At 72.1% G+C, this 17,576-nt stretch carries 15 protein-coding genes; 4 read left to right on the forward strand and 11 right to left on the reverse strand.

Translation table 11 applies throughout. The annotated features are described in order from the left end of the window. Positions 1–41: 41 nt before the first annotated feature. From ACIQIB_RS17600 to ACIQIB_RS17635, 8 genes are all read right to left on the reverse strand, one after another. Entirely contained in the window at positions 42–1,655 is a 1,614-nt protein-coding gene (locus tag ACIQIB_RS17600; RefSeq protein ID WP_363607736.1) for an amino acid adenylation domain-containing protein, read from the reverse strand. Positions 1,656–1,774: 119 nt separating this feature from the next. Beyond that, complete coding sequence (gene phzG / locus ACIQIB_RS17605; RefSeq protein ID WP_400758801.1) at positions 1,775–2,422, reverse strand: phenazine biosynthesis FMN-dependent oxidase PhzG; 648 nt, start codon at positions 2,420–2,422, stop codon at positions 1,775–1,777. Between the two features lie 57 nt (positions 2,423–2,479). Next, entirely contained in the window at positions 2,480–3,343 is an 864-nt protein-coding gene (locus ACIQIB_RS17610; RefSeq protein WP_400758803.1) for a PhzF family phenazine biosynthesis protein, read from the reverse strand. Continuing rightward, entirely contained in the window at positions 3,340–5,220 is a 1,881-nt protein-coding gene (locus tag ACIQIB_RS17615; protein WP_363607733.1) for an anthranilate synthase family protein, read from the reverse strand. The genes ACIQIB_RS17610 and ACIQIB_RS17615 overlap by 4 nt, the downstream gene beginning before the upstream one ends. Then, a complete protein-coding gene (locus tag ACIQIB_RS17620) occupies positions 5,217–5,840 on the reverse strand; it encodes an isochorismatase family protein (RefSeq protein ID WP_363607732.1) in 624 nt (207 codons plus the stop codon). Before ACIQIB_RS17620 ends, ACIQIB_RS17615 begins: the two co-directional genes overlap by 4 nt. A 54-nt stretch (positions 5,841–5,894) precedes the next feature. After that, positions 5,895–7,070 carry a 3-deoxy-7-phosphoheptulonate synthase gene (locus ACIQIB_RS17625; protein WP_400758807.1) on the reverse strand — a complete coding sequence of 392 codons (1,176 nt, stop codon included), beginning with the start codon at positions 7,068–7,070 and terminating at the stop codon, positions 5,895–5,897. A 32-nt stretch (positions 7,071–7,102) separates the two neighbouring features. Continuing rightward, complete coding sequence (locus ACIQIB_RS17630; RefSeq protein WP_363607730.1) at positions 7,103–7,591, reverse strand: PhzA/PhzB family protein; 489 nt, start codon at positions 7,589–7,591, stop codon at positions 7,103–7,105. Between the two features lie 324 nt (positions 7,592–7,915). After that, positions 7,916–8,674 carry a response regulator transcription factor gene (locus ACIQIB_RS17635; protein WP_363607729.1) on the reverse strand — a complete coding sequence of 253 codons (759 nt, stop codon included), beginning with the start codon at positions 8,672–8,674 and terminating at the stop codon, positions 7,916–7,918. A 578-nt stretch (positions 8,675–9,252) separates the two neighbouring features. On the opposite strand from ACIQIB_RS17635, the gene ACIQIB_RS17640 reads away from it, so the two are divergent. Together ACIQIB_RS17640 and ACIQIB_RS17645 are read left to right on the forward strand one after the other, a co-directional pair. Continuing rightward, complete coding sequence (locus tag ACIQIB_RS17640; RefSeq protein ID WP_363607728.1) at positions 9,253–10,284, forward strand: ketoacyl-ACP synthase III family protein; 1,032 nt, start codon at positions 9,253–9,255, stop codon at positions 10,282–10,284. 37 nt (positions 10,285–10,321) lie between these two features. After that, the gene (locus ACIQIB_RS17645; protein ID WP_363607727.1) at positions 10,322–10,603 is read left to right on the forward strand and encodes a phosphopantetheine-binding protein; all 282 of its coding nucleotides are present in this window, start codon (positions 10,322–10,324) and stop codon (positions 10,601–10,603) included. Positions 10,604–10,689: 86 nt separating this feature from the next. On the opposite strand, the gene ACIQIB_RS17650 is transcribed toward ACIQIB_RS17645, so the two are convergent. After that, the gene (locus ACIQIB_RS17650) at positions 10,690–13,164 is read right to left on the reverse strand and encodes a LuxR C-terminal-related transcriptional regulator (RefSeq protein WP_400758811.1); all 2,475 of its coding nucleotides are present in this window, start codon (positions 13,162–13,164) and stop codon (positions 10,690–10,692) included. 65 nt (positions 13,165–13,229) lie between these two features. Continuing rightward, the gene (locus tag ACIQIB_RS17655) at positions 13,230–14,105 is read right to left on the reverse strand and encodes a class I SAM-dependent methyltransferase (protein ID WP_400758813.1); all 876 of its coding nucleotides are present in this window, start codon (positions 14,103–14,105) and stop codon (positions 13,230–13,232) included. 521 nt (positions 14,106–14,626) lie between these two features. Between ACIQIB_RS17655 and ACIQIB_RS17660 the strand changes: the two genes are divergently transcribed. Both ACIQIB_RS17660 and ACIQIB_RS17665 read left to right on the forward strand, forming a co-directional pair. After that, positions 14,627–15,457: a hypothetical protein gene (locus ACIQIB_RS17660; RefSeq protein ID WP_400758815.1), complete on the forward strand. Its 831-nt coding sequence runs from the start codon at positions 14,627–14,629 to the stop codon at positions 15,455–15,457. 1,050 nt (positions 15,458–16,507) lie between these two features. After that, positions 16,508–16,738: a hypothetical protein gene (locus ACIQIB_RS17665; protein ID WP_400758818.1), complete on the forward strand. Its 231-nt coding sequence runs from the start codon at positions 16,508–16,510 to the stop codon at positions 16,736–16,738. 434 nt (positions 16,739–17,172) lie between these two features. Here ACIQIB_RS17665 and ACIQIB_RS17670 read toward each other — a convergent pair whose 3' ends face one another. Beyond that, a complete protein-coding gene (locus tag ACIQIB_RS17670; RefSeq protein ID WP_400758820.1) occupies positions 17,173–17,508 on the reverse strand; it encodes a hypothetical protein in 336 nt (111 codons plus the stop codon). Positions 17,509–17,576: the final 68 nt, after the last annotated feature.

Consider the following 17,576-nt stretch of genomic DNA (forward strand, 5'->3'; position numbering starts at 1 on the left):
TTCCTGTTCGGACGCGTTCCTGGAGGGCGTCGGACACCCGCTCACGGGAGGATCGGCTCCAGTTCCCCGGAGACGACCCGGTGGCGCAGCGCCTTGCGGTCGACCTTCCCGTTGTCGTTCAGCGGGAAGCCGTCCAGCAGGTGGTAGAAGAGCGGGATCATGTACGGGGGCAGGGTCCGGCGCAGTTCCTCGTCCACGTCGTAGACGTCGAGGTCCTTGCCCACCAGGATCCCGGTGAGCACCGTCACGCCCTCCTCCTCGCCCGGCACCGCGAGGACGACGGCCTGCTCGACGTTCTCCTGCCGGAGCAGGTGCGCCTCGACCTCGCCCGTCTCGATGCGGTGGCCGAGGATCTTGACCTGGGTGTCCAGCCGGCCGACGTAGCCGAACTCGCCGTTCTCCGCGCGGCGGACGAGGTCGCCGGTGCGGTACCAGCGGCGGCCGGGACCGCCGTCCGCCGGCGGGGCGAGGTGGAAGGCGCCCGCGGTCTGCTCGGGCGCGTTCAGGTAGCCCTCGAAGACCTGGTCCCCGGAGAGGCAGAGTTCGCCGGTCCCGCCGTCGGGCACCGGGCTGCCGTCCTCGGCGAACACCGCGGCGGCCGTGCCCGGGTAGGGGGAGCCGATCGGGACGACGCCGTTGACCACCCCGGCCGGCGAGGTCCGCGGGTCCCAGCGGTGCACCAGGCACGCGATGGTCGCCTCGGTCGGCCCGTACAGGTTCTCCACCACGGACCCGGACGCCGCCTCCCCCCAGACCTGCGCCGTCGCGGCGGGCAGCGCCTCGCCGCAGAACAGGCTCCAGCGCAGCGACGGCAGGCTGTCCGGCACCAGCGCGCCGCGACGGTGCTGGAGCACCGCGACCGAGGGGACCGAGAACCAGACGGTGATGCCGTGGGTGCGGACGAAGTCCAGCGGCGTCATCAGGTCGAAGGTGTCCATGGGGACCAGGCAGCCGCCGCTCCCCCAGGCCATGAACAGGTCGAAGACCGACAGGTCGAAGGTCTGGTCGAAGGTGTTGGTGAACCGGTCCTGCTCGGTGAAGCCGTACCGCTCGGTGTTGGCGTGCAGGAACGCGGCCACGTTGGCGTGCGAGACCGGCACGCCCTTGGGACGGCCCGTGGTGCCGGACGTGAAGAGCAGGTACGCGCCGTCCTCGGGGGCGACCGCCACGGGCCCGCCCGACGGGACGCAGGCCGCCACGTCGGCGCGGGTGAGGACCCGGACCGCCGCGGGGACGTTCCCGGGCACCTCGTCGCTCTCCGGCAGCACCACCGCGGGGGCGCCGGCCAGGCCGTCGAGGAGCGGGCCGAGCCCGGCGAGGGAGCCCGCGTCGGCCAGCACGACATCGGCCTCGGCGCGCTCCAGGATGTCGCGGTTGCGGGCGACGGGGTACTTCTTGTTCAGCGGGACCACGGTCGCCCCGGCGTACAGGGCGGCCAGGAAGCCGGCGTACGTGACGATGCTGCGGTGGCCGAGGATGGCCACGCGCCGCGGCCGCGCCGCCGACCGCGTGATCGCCGCGGCCCACTGGCGGGCGATGCCGTCGAGTTCCCGGTAGGTCCAGGTCCGTCCGCGCAGGAGCAGCGCGGGGTGCTCCGGGACGCGCCGGGCGGAGGCCCGGAAGCCGGAGTGCAGGAGGGGGGCGGCTGACTGCATGGTGTACTCGCGTTCCACTTCGACGGGTTCGGCGGGTCGGGCGGGTGCTGCGGATTCCGCGGCTGCTGCGGGTACCGCTGGTGCTGCGGGCCGGGTCAGGTGTCGGGCCGGGTGCCGGGTCAGGGCTGGAGACGGCCGGCCCGCCACCCCTCGCCGTCCCGGTCGTAGCGCAGCCGCTCATGCAGCCGGTCGGACCCGTTGGCCCAGAACTCCACGCTGTCGAAGCGCAGTTCGTAACCGGCGAAGCCCTCCGGGCGGGGCAGCGGCGTGCCGCTCTCCGCCAGTTCCAGGGCCCGCTTGCGCAGCGCCTCGACCTCGTCGGGGCCGCTCACCGGTTCGCTCTGCCGGGAGGCGGTCGACATGGCGTGGGTGAACACCGGGCGGGCGCGCCACAGGGCGTCCGCCTCCGCGTCGGACAGCCGCACGACCGGCCCGTCGACCACGATCTGCTGACTGGTCTCCCGCCAGTACAGGACACCCGACGCCCACGGGTTGACCGCCAGGTCCCGGCCCTTGCGGCTGCCCGCGTGGGTGATGAACACGAACCCGCGGTCGGTCACCTTGTTGATCACCACGATCCGGGTCGACGCCCGGCCGGCCGCGTCCGCGGTGGCCAGCGCCAGGGCCAGCGGCTCGCGGACCCCGTTGCCCACCGCATCGGCGAGCCAGCCGCGCAGCAGGCCCACCGGCTCGGCCGGCGGCTGCGCGTACTCGGGGAAGCGGACCTCGACGGTCCCGGTCATGCTCTCCGACCTGGTGCTGCTCATACGTCTCTCCGGGGTGTCTGGACTACCGGGGGGATGGACCGCTCGCCTTCGGGCGCGTCACAGGTGCAGCACGCCTTCGAGCGCGATGACACCCTCGCCGCCGACCTCGACCCGGGCGACCCGCTCGCCGCTGCCCTCGGCGAGCGCGTGCATGGGCGAGGGCCGGCCCATCTCGACGCCCTGCGTGATGACGATGCGCCGCCCGTACTCGACCAGGCCGTGCCGCGCCAGGTGGATCGCGATGGGACCGGCCGCGGAGCCGGTGGCCGCGTCCTCGACGACCCCGTACGCGGGCGAGAACATCCGGCTGCGCCACTGCGTACCGGAACCGGCGAAACAGTTGGCCGCCATGTCCTCGAACGCGCCCAGCGCCCGGTGGTCGGGGCGCAGGGCGGAGAGCTCCGCCACGCTGCTCAGGCCGACCAGCACGTGACGCGGCCCGTTGCGGTAGATCTCCACCGGCAGCGCGGGGTCCTGCACGCCGAGGGCGGCCAGCAGTTCCTCGCGCCGGTCGAAGGGCTCCCACTCCGGGATGGGCTGCTGCATCCAGGCGCCGGTGACCACGCCGTTCGTGCGGACCAGTTCGAAGGGGACGATCGCCCTGGCCGTCTCCAGCTTGAGCTGGTCCAGCGGCCCCCGGTTGCCGATCGCGATGGCGGTGCCGAGCAACGGGTGCCCGGCGAAGGGCAGTTCGTTGACCGGGGTGAAGATCCGGATGCGCGCGTCGCCACCCTGCTCGGGCGCGAGCACGAAGGTGGTCTCGGAGAGGTTCATCTCCCTGGCGATCGACTGCATCCGACTTTCCGTCAGGTCGTCCGCCCCGAAGTAGACGGCGACCGGATTGCCCTTGAGCACCTCGGTCGAGAAGGCGTCGACAACCACGTAACTGTGCATGGAGATCTCCCGCTGTTCCTTCGTCATGTGCCGAAAACGTTCCGGAAGGCGCCGGCCAGGATGCGAGGGCCGTTCTGGGTGAGCACGGACTCGGCGTGGAACTGCATGGTCATGAAGTGCGGACCGCGCAGCCCGAACACCTCCCCCGTCCCCCGGTCCCGGCTGACCTCGATCACGCCGACGCCCTCCACCTCGCGCTTGTCGTCGTCGCTCACCGCGGCGAAGGTGTTGTAGAAGCCCACCCGTTCGACGGCCCCGAAGTAGTCGATCTCCTTCTGCAGCCCCTGGTTGGGGGCGGGCAGCCGGGATATCTCGAAGCCGAGCGCGAGACTGAGCACCTGGTGGCTCAGGCAGACCGCGACGAAGGGCCGTCGCTCGGCGAGCAGGGTGCGCACCGCGGCGTGCAGATGGCCGATCCGGGGGTGGGCCGTGTCACCCGGGTCGCCCGGCCCCGGGCCCATCACGACGAGGTCGTACTCCTCGAAGGCGTATTCCTCGTCGAACCGGCGGACCGTGACCTCCAGACCCTGGGCGCGCAGCAGGCCGGCGATCATGAAGGTGAAGGTGTCCTCGGCGTCGACGACCAGAACCCGGCGGCCGGCCGGCCCGGTGTGTGCCGGCAGCCCGTCCCCGGCCCCGCGCATCCAGAACCCGGCGATCGGGTCGTTGCGCCGTTCCAGGGCGGCGCGGACCTCGGGGTGGTCGGCGAAGCCGCCGGCCCGGCCGGACTCCAGCGCGCTCACCAGCGCGGACGCCTTGGCCCGGCCCTCCGCGGCCTCGCGGGCGGGGTCGGAGTGGCGCACCAGCGTGGCGCCGACGCCGATCTCGACCCGGCCGGACGCGTCGATGTCCGCGGTGCGGATGAGGATCGCCGAGTCCATCGCCCGGCGGCCGTGCTCGTCGCGCCCCACCAGCGCCGCGACGCCGCTGTAGTAGCCGCGCCCGCCGGGCTCGTACGTGTCGATCACCCGGCAGGCGCTCTCCAGCGGGGAGCCGGTCACCGTGGGGGCGAACATGGTCTCGCGCAGGATGTCGCGCACGTCGTGCGCGGTGCGGCCCTCGATGAAGTACTCGGTGTGCGCGAGGTGGGCCATCTCCTTGAGGTACGGCCCGTTGACCCGGCCGCCCTCCTCGCAGATCCGGGCCATCATCTTGAGTTCCTCGTCGACGACCATGTACAGCTCCTCGGTCTCCTTGCGGTCGGCGAGGAAGTCGAGGACGTCCGGCAGCGTCGGGCCGGTCGACGGGTAGCGGTAGGTGCCGCTGATCGGGTTCATCACGGCGGTGCCGGCGTCGAGGCTGACATGCCGTTCGGGCGAGGCGCCCACGAGCGTGCGCTCCCCGGTGTGGATCAGGAACGTCCAGTACGCGCCGACCTCGCGCTGGACGAGCCGGGAGAAGAACGCCAGGGCGCTGGCCGGCCGGTAGTCGGTGATGGTGGCGACGAAGGACCGCTTGACGACGAAGTTGGCCCCCTCGCCGGCGCCGATCACGTCGTCGACGACCCGGCGGACGATGTCCTGGTAGGCCTCGTCGTCCACGTCGAAGTGGGCGTCGGCCAGTTCGGTCGGCACCTGCGGGATCCGGCGCAGTGCCTCCGCCAGCGGGATCCGCTCCTGTCCGGTGACACTCAGCGCGACCAGGGGCGCGCCGTCGTCGGTCGCCACGAAGCCGCGCTCGGTGATCTGCCGGTACGGCACGACCGCGAGGACCTCGTGGTGCGCCCCGGCCGTCCGGGCGGCGTCCGGCAGCGGGATCCCGGCGAGCGTCGCGGGGGTCGTGACGTCGCCGGTCAGCACGTCGAGGACGCCGGGGCCGGCCGCCTCCGGCCGGTACAGCAGGGCGAAGGCCCCGGCCCGACCGTTCAGGACGCGGTCGAGCAGGTCACCGGTCGCCGCGGTCATGCGAAGACCTCCTTGGCCGTGACCACCATCGCGCAGCGCCCGGCCGCGTAGTCGAGCGCCATCCGGTGGAAGTCCTCGTTGAAGTCGGCGACGGCGTCCGCGACGAGGAACGCCTGGATGTCCTGGGTGAAGGCCTCGACCGCCGTCATCAGCACGCCGACGTGGGCGTAGACGCCGCAGAGGATCAGCTGGTCGCGGCCGGCCGCCCGCATGCGCTCCAGGAGGTCCGACCGGTGGAAGGCGCTGTAGCGCCACTTGGTCAGCTGCCAGTCGCCGTCCCGGGGCGCCAGGTCGTCGACGACGGCACGGTCCGCGAGGTCGCCCCGCATGCCGGGACCCCAGAAGTCGGCCAGCAGGCCGCGCTCCTCGGGGGTCATGCTGCCCGGCTGGGCGGTGTACGCCACGGGGACGCCGAGTTCGGCGGCGCGCTCGCGCAGCGCCGCCGCGTGTCTCACCAGGGGGTCGCGGACGCTGCCCGGGAAGGGTGCCAGGAAGAAGCGCTGCATGTCATGGACGAGCAGCACGGCACGATCGGGATCTGGGGTCCACTGGGCGGTGTTGGCGGGCAGGTCGCCCGCGGTCGGCAACGTGTAGGGCTCGATGGGAGGAATCCCGACCATTTGCTTCCTTCTCACGCCTGACTCGGATCGAGCGGGGTACGACGCGTCTGGGGATCAGACGCTCCAGGTGGACACGACGGCGACGGCCTGCCGCGGATTGAGCCGCGGGTCGCAGAACGTCGTGTACTTGTCGCCGACGCGGTCGAGGTCCGCCTGGCACGAGACGCACTCGGTGACGTCGTTGGGGGTGGTCTCCAGGTGCAGCCCGCCGGGCACGCCGCCGGCCCCGGTGACGGCCCGCTGGAAGCGCCGGACCTCGCGCGAGACGGTGTCCACGTGGCGGGTCTTGTTGCCGTCCGGCGCCGCGACCGTGTTGCCGTGCATCGGGTCGGTCAGCCAGATCACCGGGTGCCCGGCCGCGCGGACGGCCTCGACCAGCCGCGGAAGGCGCTCCGTGACCCGCTCGGCGCCCATCCGGGCGATGAGCGTCAGCCGGCCCGGGGTGCGGTCCGGGTCGAGGATCCCGCACAGCGCCACCAGTTCGGCGGGTTCCATCGACGGGCCGACTTTGCAGCTCACCGGGTTGCTCACCTTGGCGAGCAGGGCGACGTGCGCGCCGTCCGGCTGCCGGGTGCGCTCGCCGATCCACGGCCAGTGCGTGGAGCCGAGGAACAGCGTGCCGTCCTCGCCCCGGCGCAGCATGGGGATCTCGTAGTCGAGGAGCAGCGCCTCGTGGCTGGTCCACACCGGTGGGCCGAGGACGTCGTGCAGCGGCGCGTTCCCCCGCCAGCCCAGGTGCTTCACGATGTCGCCCGCCGCCATGTGGCAGGTGAGCATGCGCAGCGGGTCGGGCCGCCTGGCCTCGGGGTCCGGTTCGGGCCCGTTGACCATGTGGCCCCGGAAGGTGGGGAGCTGGGCGCCGCCCACCGACTCGGTCGCGCTGGAGCGGGGTTTGGCGAACTGGCCCGCGATGCGGCCGACCCGGACGACGGGCTTGTGGGCGGTCATGCGCAGCGTTCCGGCGAGCAGGTCGAGGAGTGCCGCCTTGCGGGACACGTCCGCGACCGTGCACTCGTCGGGGTCCTCGGCGCAGTCGCCGGCCTGGACCACCATGGCCTCGCCGGCCGCGACCCGGGCGAGCGCGGCGCGCAGCACGCCGAGGTCCTGCGCGCGCACCAGCGCCGGCCCGGCGGCCAGCGTCTCCGTCACTCGTTCGGTCTGCGCCGGGTCGGGCCAGCTGGGTTGGTGCAGTGCCTTGCGGAGACGGATGTCGGGCAGGACTTCGTCCACGGGATGCTCCTATGCGGCGGGGCGACGACCGATCAGGTGGGTATGCCGGCGCGCTTGATCTCCGGGACGGGGATGCCCAGGGAGCGCAGCTGCTCGAACGGGTTCATGAACTCCCGCTGCAGCTTGATCAGACCGTTCTCCAGCTCGAAGGAGTGCAGGAAGTGGTTCTCGTAGTGGCCCTCGGGGTAGTCCGCGAAGAGGATCTTGCCGCGGCCGTCGCACTCCGCCCAGAAGCGGTTGGGGTCCTGGGTCTCGAAGATCTGGACGTTGTACCACTCCCAGTCCGGGAAGGTCTTCAGCGACCACACGGCGTGCTCACCGAGCCGGTCCCGGCCGCGGATGGCGATCGGGGCGCCGGTGTCGGTGGTCCAGAGGCCGCCGACACCGTCCTCCGTGAAGAGCAGGTGGCGCTTCAGCCGGGCCTCGCCGAGGGAGGTCATGTACGTCTCCACCGTCGCCCGGTTGATCCTGCGCAGCTCGGCATCGTCGGCGAAGGCATTGTGCTGAACGGTTTCGGACATGGGTGAACTCCAAACTGTGCGCTGGGTGTCGATTTCCCGGCGGGAAAAGGAGGAGGCGGTGTCTGGGGCCGACGACCTGAGGTGAGGGGCACCCGGTCGTCGCGCCGGAGCCATCACCGATCCTGCCGGGTGGCTCCGACGCGTTCAAGGAACGAGCGCCCAACTCGGAGTCAGACTGAGTGCAGGTTCCTCAAGTTGTTGCCCGGAAATGTCAGATGAGTTTCAACTCCGCAGCTCATCAGTGGAGTTGACGAAAACGTGTGGAACAGGTGAAGCGGTCGCGGCGGGGTTCGGAAGGACGCCGCGCAGAAGGGGCGACGAGGCTCAGGCCCAGCCGAGCTGGAAGCCGACACCGCGGACGTTGCGGATCCAGTCACTGCTCCCGAGCTTGCCCCGCAGGCTGCTGATGTGGGTGTCGATGGTGCGCCGGGACCAGACGTCGCCCCAGACGGTCTGCATGATCGTCTTGCGCGAGACGACCGTGTCGGGCTGGACCGCCAGCAGGTACAGGAGGTCGAACTCCTTGCGGGTGACGTCGATCCGCCGGCCGTGCAGACGCACCTGGCGGGCCCCCGCGTCGATCCGCAGCGGGCCGCGGACGATCACCGACGGATCGGCGGCCGCCTTCCGGACGCGCCGCATCACCGCCTCCATCCGGGCCAGCAACTCCTGGAAGCCGTACGGCTTGACCAGGTAGTCGTCGGCGCCGGCCTGCAGTCCGAGGACCCGGTCCAGCTCCGTCCCCCGCGCGGTCACGGCGATGACCGCGGTGTCCCCCGCGGCGCGGATCTGCCGGCAGACCTCCAGTCCGTCCAGGTCCGGCAGTTCGAGGTCCAGCAGGACCACGTCGACGCCCTCGTACGCGCCGAGCGCCGGGATGCCGCCGGACACCCGCTCCACCAGGTGCCCGTGCCGCCGCAGGCCCGCCGTCAGGGGCTCCGCGTCCTCGTCGTCGTTCTCCACCACGAGGATCCGCCAGGCGGACGGCGCACTGCGCACCGGCCGACGCGGGACCGCGGCGTCCGGGGCGACCCGGTCCACCTGCCCCACCGACGGCACCGCCACGAGGTTACGGCCAGCCATCACCTCAGAACGGGCGACCACGGCTGCCCCCCTTCGGCAGCCCGCGCGACGGACCGCGCACCCATCGGGGCGCGCACGCACGAGAACCCTTCCTGGTTCTGTTCCTGGTTCTGTCCGGGTGCCGGAAAACCGCACCCGCACCCCAGCCGATCAGATGTCATGCAAACACTCTCCCCCGTACCGCGAACCGGAATACAACAGGACTCGCAATCCGCCTGCAGCGGGCGGAGCGACCTGGAATTTCGGGCACAGCCTTCCCGTCGGGCCACTCGGTCCGGCCCGCCCGGACGATGCACCCCCGCGGCACAAGGGAGCAACACCGGGACATCGCCATCCTACCCAGGGGCCGCCGACTGCCCGTCAAATTACCGTCCGGGTGGTTAAGCGCCCATAAAGCGGATGGATACCGGGGGACGGATTGCGGCCGGGCCCGCTCACCTGCGTAGGACCCGGCGGGCCGCCCGCGATCTGAGTAGCCGGTACTCAGGCGCCGGCCCGCGCGCCGTGGTCGGCTTGGAGCCGAAGAGCACGGATCTGGCCATGCGCATCCGATCGACGGGCGCCGGAAGGGAACCACCATGAAGTTTGAGGACGTCTACCTGTCGAGCCTCGGCACCTACGTGCCCGGCCTGGTGACGACGGAGCAGGCCGTGGCGGCCGGCTGGTACGGTGCGGACGTCCGGGAGGCGTCGGGCCTCGAGTCCGTCGCGGTCTCCGATTCGCTGTCGGCCCCCGAAATGGCCGTCCTGGCGGCCAAGGAGGCAATTCGGCGTTCGGGGCACGCGGCCGAGGACTTCGGTGCGCTGTTCCACAGTTCCGCGTTCCACCAGGGCCCCGACGGCTGGTCGCCCGCGCACTACATTCTCACCAATACCCTGAACACGCCGATCACGGCGCTGGAAATCAAGCAGGGTTGTCAGGGAATGCTTTCCTCCCTCGTCTTTTCCGCGCACCGGCTCGCCCACGACCCGCGCACCGCCGCGGTCCTGCTCACCGCCGCGGACAACTACTCCGCGCCGCTGGTCGACCGCTGGACCACCTCGCGCCTGTCCATCTTCGGCGACGGCGCCGCGGCCGCGGTCGTCTCGAACACCGGCGGCATCGCCAAGCTGCTGTCCGTCGGCACGCACTCCGCCCCCGGGATGGAGGCGCTGCACCGCGGCAGCGAGCCGATCTTCCCGCCGGCCGTGACCGTGGGCCGGGAGCTGGACTACGAGGCCCGGGTCAAGTTCTGGATGGAGGAGTGGGCCAAGGGCAACACCCCGCCCATGGAGCACCCGGGCGAGGTGCTGCAGAAGGCCCTCGACCAGGCGCTGGAGGACGCCGGCATCACCGTCGACGAGATCAAGCGGGTCTGCCACCCGAGCGCCACGCTGGACGCGCTGCGCGACCAGTTCCTCGACCCGATCGGCTTCACCCTCGACAGCGGGATCTGGGAACACACCAGCAAGGTCGGCCACATCAGCGCCGCCGACGTCTTCATCGGCCTGGAGCACCTGTGGCGCACCCGCCAGGTCGGTCCGGGCGACAAGGTGATGCTCTTCACCGGCAGCCCCGGCTTCGAGGCCGGGGTGGCCATTCTGGAGATCACCGCCCAGCCCGCCGAGTAACCGACGCCGCCAGGCCGGAAGGACGACACCCAGCACCATGACCGACAACACCAACCGGAAGAACGCCGCGGCCACCGTCCTGACGGGCGAGGACCTGCGCGCGGCGCTGGCCGAGCTGATCGGCATCGACCCCACCGAGGTCGGGGACGACGACAACCTCATCCAACTGGGCCTCGGGTCACTGGAGATGATGCGGCTGGTCACGAAGTGGCGCCGGGCCGGCCTGCCCGTGGCCTTCGGGGAGCTGACCGACACCCCGACGTTCGCCGCCTGGAACGCGCGGATCACCGAGGAACAAGCCAGGGCCTCCACCGCCTGACCCGCGCCCGCACGGTGGTGGGCGGGTCCGGGATGCCCCCCCGGAACCGCCCACCGCCTGCCGACCACTCGTACCGTTCGTGCGACTCAGGCCGGTTCTGCGAGAACGGTGGCGAGTTCCTTGCGCGCGGTGACACCGAGCTTCCCGTACGCGTGGTACAGGTGGTTCTCCACGGTGCGGACGGAGAGCACCAGCCGGTCGGCGATCTCCTGGTTGGACAGCCGGGAGACGGCCAGCGCCGCGACCTCCCGCTCCCGGGCGGTCAGCCTCGTCCCGGCCCCCTGCTCCCGGCGGTCGGCCGGCACCGCCCACACCGGCGGCTCGACGCCACCGCGCGCCACCAGTTCGGCCCCGGCGGCCTGCGCGGCCCGCGCCGCCCGGCGGTTGCCGGCCGCCTGATGGGCCCCGGCCGCCTGATGGGCGGCCTCCGCCGCCAGCGGCAGCAGCCCCAGCGCGGCGAACCGCCCCGAGACCTCGTCCAGGGCGGCGCCGTCGCCCTCCGCGAGCGCGAGGACGTGGCGCAGGACCACCGCGCCACCGGCCGACCCGCCGGGACCGGCCGGTGTCCGGATCGCCGCGGCCCGGGGCGCCGCACCCGTCCGGGCCGCCAGGTGCAGCGCGGAGAGCGCCTGGGCGTTCCGGCCCGCGGCCAGCGCCCGCCCGGCGACCTCCAGCGCCCGCGCGGCCGCTGCCGCGTGGTCGCCCTGGCGCGCCGTCACCAGCGCGGCCTCCAGCTCCACGGCATCCGCCATCAGCGGGTACGCGCACTCCTCCCGCTGCGCCTCCCGGGCCTCCGCCAGCAGCGAGGCCGCCTCCGCCGCGTCCCCCGACTCGGCCACCGCACCGGCGAGCCGGGCCAGGCGCAGGGACCGCGTGGCGAGCCAGTCAGTGGTCCCGCCGAACGCGGCCGCCTCCCGGAGCAGTTCGACCGCCTCGGCCGCACGGCCCTCGGCCCGCAGGAGGTGCGCCTCCAGGAGCCGGGCGTAGGTGCGCCCGCGGAGGCCGCCGCCGTCGGCGGCCGCGCGCAGTTCCGCCAGCACCGGCCGGGCCCCGGCCGGCCCCCCGGTGTGCGCGGCCACCAGTCCGGCCACGTAGAGGTGCTCCACGTCCGGCGCCGGGCCCGGGCCGACGGCCGGCGTGCCCTCGTCGTCGCCCGACTCGTGGCGCAGGAGGGCGAGCAGCGCACCGGCCCCCTCCGCCGTCGCGGCCAGCTGCCGGGCCTCGCCGATCCGGTCCTTGAGCAGCCGCACCAGGGCCCGCGCCCCGAGGTCCGTCTCGGCGACCGCCTCCGCCTCCGCGAGCCGCCCCAGGCCGAGGCCCATGTTCAGGGCCCGCGGGCGCAGCACGGCGGCGGAGTGCGCGGCCCGCGCGAAGCAGGCCTCGGCCTCCACGTGGCGGGACTGACCGGCCAGCGCCTCGCCGAGGAGCACGACAGCCCCGGCGTCGACGCCCGCTGCGGCACCGGACGCGGCGGAAGCGGCACCGGCGGCGAGCGCCGCCCGGCTCAGCCGCTCGGCGAGCGGGTGGTCCTCGGCGCGCAGCGCGCCGGCGGCCGCCTCGCGCAGTCGCGCGGGCCCGGCCGACGCCCTCGTCCCGAGGCTCAGCGCGGCGATCCGGACGGCGTCGCCGGAACGCCTGGCCCCGGTGCCCAGGATCGCGTCGGCGATCTCCGACCTGAGCCGGCGGGCCGTCAGCTCGGGCAGGTTCGCCGCCACCACGGCCGCGCAGAACGGGTGCGCGAGCCGCAGGGAGAGCCGGGAGCGGGACCGCTCGGCGACCAGCACGCCACGGTGGTTCAGCGCCTCCGCCGCCTCCCGCAGCGCGTCGACGACCGGCAGCCCGGCCTCCAGCGGCCCGGCGAACGCCAGCATGTTCACGAGCTCGCGCTCGCCCGGGTCCAGCTCGCCGAGGAGCAGGTCCACCAGATCGACCAGCCGGCTGTCGGGCGTGCCCTGCAGACCCGGCCACCACCACCGTCCCCCCACCCGCCGGAGGCTTCCCTCGGCGAGCGCCTGGTCCGCCACCTCACGGAGGATCAGCGGATTGCCGCGGGTGAGGTCCCAGAAACGGGCCGCGGCGTCGACCGCCACCGGCCCGCCGAGCCGGGCGGTGAGCATCCGGACGACGCCCGACCGGTCGAGGGCGTCCACGGCGAGCCTGCGCACCCGTTTGCCGATCAGCAGACGGCGCAGCGCGTCGGGCAGCGCGGCCCCGGGCTCGGTGCTGGCCAGCAGCACCGCCCGGCCGCCGCCCACCAGCCGGCACACCAGCTCCAGGGTCACCCGGTCGACCAGGTGCACGTCGTCGATCGCCACGGTGACCCGGCGGAGCGCGGCCGGCGCCGTGCCACCGTTCAACAGGTCGCGCACGGCGTCGCCGCTCACCACCCGGTCCCCGTTGCCCCCGGCCTGCTCCAGCGCGGCGTTCAGCAGCGTGGTCTTCCCCGCCCCCTGCTCGCCGACCAGCAGTACACCGACCCCCGCGGCCGTCCACTCGTCGATCTCCGTGAGTTCCGCCTCCCTCGCGGTGACCGGCCACTCACCTTCGACCACTGCTGCCATTTCTCCCCCATGCAGACCGCGGACGTCCCACTGCTCCCTCCGGCGAATTTCCCGGAGGCCGTGAATCAGGACTTCGGGGCGTTCGCCCGAATGTAGACGATCGGCACCGGAACGCTGATGACGCCGTTCTCGTCCCGCAGCGTGTCCAGCCGCCGGGAAACCTCGGCGATCAATTCACGACGCTCGCTCTCCTCGATGCGCTCCCACATTCCGCGCATTCCGGTGGTGTAGGTGAATTCGACCCACTGCTCGCCCGACGTCACGACGACCGGCAGTTCCTCCTCGACCACCTCGATGTCGACGAACCCGGCGTCCGCCAGGGTCTTCTCGATCGACTCCGCCGTGATCAGCCAGTTCGCGCCGGCGTTGGCGAACTGCGAGTCGTACGCCCCGCTCTGCTTCAGCGACAGCAGCATGTACGGCATCAGCAGCTCGTTCACGGCCTCCGGGAACAGCGCCCACTTGCCGTGCGCGGTCGAGAAGAACGACGGCGCGGCCGTCGCGAACCGCCCACCGGCCCGCAGCAGTTCCAGGTAGGGCCGGACGTCGTCGGCGCTCTTGACCCAGATGAACAGGCTGCAGCTGCCGACGACCGCGTCGAACCGCCCGGCCGCGAACTCCGGCCGCTGCCCGTTCATGACCTGCACGCCGACGTGCCGCAGCCCCAGGTTCGCCGCGTCCGCCTGCGCGTACTTGACCATCTCCTCGGAGATGTCGATGCCGACCACCTCGCCGCCCGCCCCGACGGCCTCCGCCGCCGGGAAGAGCACGGCCCCCCGGCCGGAACCGACGTCGAGGACCGACGCCCCCGCGGAGATCCCCGAGAACTCGACGAGGCGACGCCCGATGGGCCGGAAGAACTCCACACCGCTCTGGTCGTAGACCTTCGCCGCCTTGTTGAAGAGCTTGTACATCTCTTCGGTGTTCTCAGTGGTTCCCATGCCAGCCTCCCCGAATTCGACGGGCCGCCGTCCTGGCCGCCCATCACATTTTCCGGGCAATATCAACACGATTCCGGCCACCTGTCCAATAGCAAGCCCCACTCCCCGCCATCAAGAATCGTTATGACCCCGGGCCGCCCGTCCGCGCCCACCGGATCGACCCAGCTCAGCGCCACCGTGCGGGCGCTCCACTCCTTCGCCGCCACCGGCTCTGCTCCTCAACACCGCCCAGCCCATGGCCGTCCCCCCGCTCCCAGGCCGACGAGACGCCGGAAAGGCCGTTCTCGCCGGCGGCGAAAACGGCCTAAGACCTGCAGTTGTGCAAGTCGGGGCGACAGGATTTGAACCTGCACCCCCTTGACTCCCTCTTTCACCCGAGACTGCTGCGGCTGAGTGACACGGGTACGGCTCCCCGAGGATGTTCACGATGTGACGAGTCGACTCCTCTTAACTTCATCTGAGATTCGGATGCGCCGCTCAGCAGGTGGTCGCCTGCGTCCGCCGCCCATGGAGGTCATTGCATGAATCTTCGTCCCTGGGTTGCAGCATCGCTGGCGGGCGCGGTTGTCGCCCTTGCGTCTCCGTCGGCAGGCGTCGCCGCGCAGGCGTCTGCACGGCACGCGTCCGGCTCCCCGTGGCTCCAGGACGGGGACGGGGACGAGGACAGGGACGGGGACCACCATCACCACAATCCCTGGCGTGACTGCCACAGTTCCCGCCGTGTCGTACTCATCGACCAGAACTTCAGGGCGATCCTGGTCAACGGCCGGTACGGGCCGGAGGCTATCGTCATCCAGGGGGATTCGTCATCCTCATCGTCGTCGCCGGCGGCACCATGGAACAGCTTTACTGTTTCGACGTATCTGAACGTGGATTACCCCACCCAGAGCAGCAATCAGTACCAGTGGAAGATCCGTGACTTTTTCAGGGAACACCCGCTCTTCGTGGTGAGGGCATTCGGCCGCCACGAACGAGCTTTCCCCTTCCCGGCCACCCACTGCACCAACGGCCAGGACGACGGCGACCGCGGTGACCGTGCCTTTCCAGACGGTGGTGAAGCCGCCGACGGAAGAGGCGCGTCCGGCTCCCCGTCGCCCCTGGGAGGGGACAACCCTCAAAACGGCCGGCCCGAGCCGGAGACTCCCGGCTCCGGGGGCACCGTCCGCCCTCTTCCGCGCGATACTGCGGCATCCGGCAGGAGCGACCGTCTTTTGAGCGCGAAGCACATCGGGATCGCGGCCGGCGGTTTGCTGATGGTTCTGGGAATGCTGGCTACGGCACGGCTTCGCCGACGTCGTTCCGCCGCGCGATCCTCGACCGGAAGAGGAACCGACAGCACCTTTGGTCCCTGACATCACGTTGCAGCAGGAGCCTGATGAGCCGCCACCCCCGCCGTACCGATAACGAACGGCCGGCCTCCGGGGAGGCGGCCGGACCGGCCCCGGTGCGGAGATCGGGGCCCTTCCAGCAGGACTGGTCAGGAGGGACTGCTACTTCCGGCGGAGGGCGGGCCGGCCGGGGGGCCGGGTGCGGCGAAGGGACTGAGGGTGACGGAGGGCGGGCCGGGTGTGGCAGAGGGGTTGGGTGCGGCGGAGGCCGAGCCGGCCGGGGGGCTGGGTACGACAGAGGAACTGCCGCTTCCGGCGGAGGCCGAGCCGGCCGAGGGCCCGCTTCCGGCGGAGGCCGAGCCCGCCGGGGGGCTGGGCGCGGCGGAGGGGCCGGGCTTGGCGGAGGGGCTTGGGTGTGGCCGAGGTGCCGGGTTCGGCCGAGGTGCCGGGTTCGGCCGAGCGCGGCTGGGTGTGGCGGAGGGGCCTGGCTCGTCCGAGGGGCTGGATGTGGCCGAGGGGCTCGGTGCGGCCGAGGGGCTCGGGCGGGGGTCGTGGAGGCAGATCAAGTCAGGGTTCTTGAATCCAAAGCTCAGGCCCCACTCCCTGTCGCAGCCGCCCCAGTATGTTCCCACCCAGCCGCAGTAGGGGCCGCCGTAGCTGTGACAGGGGGGCACTGATCCCTGCGGGCCCGGATTCGTGACGGGGGGCTGGGGTGATTCGGCTTCGATCCGCGAGGTGCCGAGGGCGCTGACCATGCGGACCTGCGTGGCATCGGAACCCTGGGACATCCAGCCCGAGAAGAAGAGGGGCAGGCCAAAGGCCGAGGCGGAAGCCGCCACCGTTGAAGCAGCGAGAGCGCAGCGGGTGAGGCGCATGACTATTCCTCTTGGCTTTGTGGTCTGTGGCAGGTGTGAATGAACTCCGTACACGAGCGCCGCCGCTGTTAGCGCCGGACTTGAACGTATGGTATGGAGATCCCCGGCAGCCGGCGGAACCGCCAATCAGGCGGCCTTGCTCCGGTTTTTCACTCGAAGAGCCTCGCCTCGATCCACCGTCGATGTGCCACCGAACTGCATGGAGGATTCGGACCTGATCCCGGCCATCGGCCGGATCAAACGCCTGCGCAACGCCCTCGACGCCGCCGTCCGCGCGCAGGACGGCCACGTCACGCGGGCGGATACCGCCCGTGAAGCCGGTGCCGAGGGCCTCAGCACCGCCTCCTTTGCGGCGGACCGCCCGGCGAGGAACTCCCGCGCGCGGTCGGGACCGAACGCCTCGGCGGCGGCGAGCTCGGCCTCGTCGTAGACGAAGGCCCGGGGAGAAATTCCGTGCCCGAGGGGGGACTTGCCCCATCCGCCACCCTGGAGTGGGCCTCCGCGGTCCGGCAGCCGGACAGCCGGTGACCTGCGGCCCGCAGGGGAAGCTCCCGCGCCGGTGGTGACACGTGCTGGATCAACATAGCGCGCAAGGTGTCGCGAAGGACCGGCCCGTCGGCGCTTCGGACGAGCCGGGAGGTCCAGCCGCCGGCATCCGCTCCCATGGCTCCCGCGGCTCCGGACGGCGAGTCGCGGACGGCGCCGTCGGCGGTTTGCCGCGACCGGATGTCGGTTAGGTTGACAGGTGGAGGCCGATCCCGATGCCCTGGGCCAGGGTGATGGCCGGGCCCGCGAGTTCGGGCCGCACAGGCCTACGGCTCCGGTGGAGTCGTACCGGCCGGGAGCGGGTGTTCGCGGGGCAGTTCATGGCCGCTGGAGGGTGGGTCGGACACGATGGGGGGGCTCTCGTTGGATCGCCTGGCCGGAGCGGACCTGGAAGTCGGCCCGGCCCAACTCGTGCTTGGCGGGTTTGTCATCTTGCCCGGTCCGGCCGCGCGGCTCGTACGGGCTGACGATCCCGGCCATGACGGAGGGCGGCAGCGGGCAGTTCCCGCGGGGCTCGACCGCCGCCGCGCAGGGGGTCGCGACGCGGACGAGTCCGGCGATGAAGTGCGGGCTTTCGCCGGGGCCGCAGAAGCGGTCGGCGACCAGTGCCCGAATTCCGAACTGCCCGCGGGAGCCCGGGTGCTGACGGGACACACAGGCCGTGGCGTGCCCGGACCCACGGTCACCGGAGTCGTCCGGAGACAACGCCCCGCCGTCGTGCC

The sequence above is a fragment of the Kitasatospora sp. NPDC092286 genome (assembly GCF_044755565.1).
Lineage (GTDB): Bacteria > Actinomycetota > Actinomycetes > Streptomycetales > Streptomycetaceae > Kitasatospora.

Bases quoted from the DNA above. Each gene is read 5' to 3' on its own strand.
- ACIQIB_RS17600 (WP_363607736.1), bottom strand. From the start codon at position 1,655: ATGCAGTCAGCCGCCCCCCTCCTGCACTCCGGCTTCCGGGCCTCCGCC.
- phzG (WP_400758801.1), bottom strand. From the start codon at position 2,422: ATGAGCAGCACCAGGTCGGAGAGCATGACCGGGACCGTCGAGGTCCGC.
- ACIQIB_RS17610 (WP_400758803.1), bottom strand. From the start codon at position 3,343: ATGACGAAGGAACAGCGGGAGATCTCCATGCACAGTTACGTGGTTGTC.
- ACIQIB_RS17615 (WP_363607733.1), bottom strand. From the start codon at position 5,220: ATGACCGCGGCGACCGGTGACCTGCTCGACCGCGTCCTGAACGGTCGG.
- ACIQIB_RS17620 (WP_363607732.1), bottom strand. From the start codon at position 5,840: ATGGTCGGGATTCCTCCCATCGAGCCCTACACGTTGCCGACCGCGGGC.
- ACIQIB_RS17630 (WP_363607730.1), bottom strand. From the start codon at position 7,591: ATGTCCGAAACCGTTCAGCACAATGCCTTCGCCGACGATGCCGAGCTG.
- ACIQIB_RS17635 (WP_363607729.1), bottom strand. From the start codon at position 8,674: ATGGCTGGCCGTAACCTCGTGGCGGTGCCGTCGGTGGGGCAGGTGGAC.
- ACIQIB_RS17640 (WP_363607728.1), top strand. From the start codon at position 9,253: ATGAAGTTTGAGGACGTCTACCTGTCGAGCCTCGGCACCTACGTGCCC.
- ACIQIB_RS17645 (WP_363607727.1), top strand. From the start codon at position 10,322: ATGACCGACAACACCAACCGGAAGAACGCCGCGGCCACCGTCCTGACG.
- ACIQIB_RS17650 (WP_400758811.1), bottom strand. From the start codon at position 13,164: ATGGCAGCAGTGGTCGAAGGTGAGTGGCCGGTCACCGCGAGGGAGGCG.
- ACIQIB_RS17655 (WP_400758813.1), bottom strand. From the start codon at position 14,105: ATGGGAACCACTGAGAACACCGAAGAGATGTACAAGCTCTTCAACAAG.
- ACIQIB_RS17660 (WP_400758815.1), top strand. From the start codon at position 14,627: ATGAATCTTCGTCCCTGGGTTGCAGCATCGCTGGCGGGCGCGGTTGTC.
- ACIQIB_RS17665 (WP_400758818.1), top strand. From the start codon at position 16,508: ATGGAGGATTCGGACCTGATCCCGGCCATCGGCCGGATCAAACGCCTG.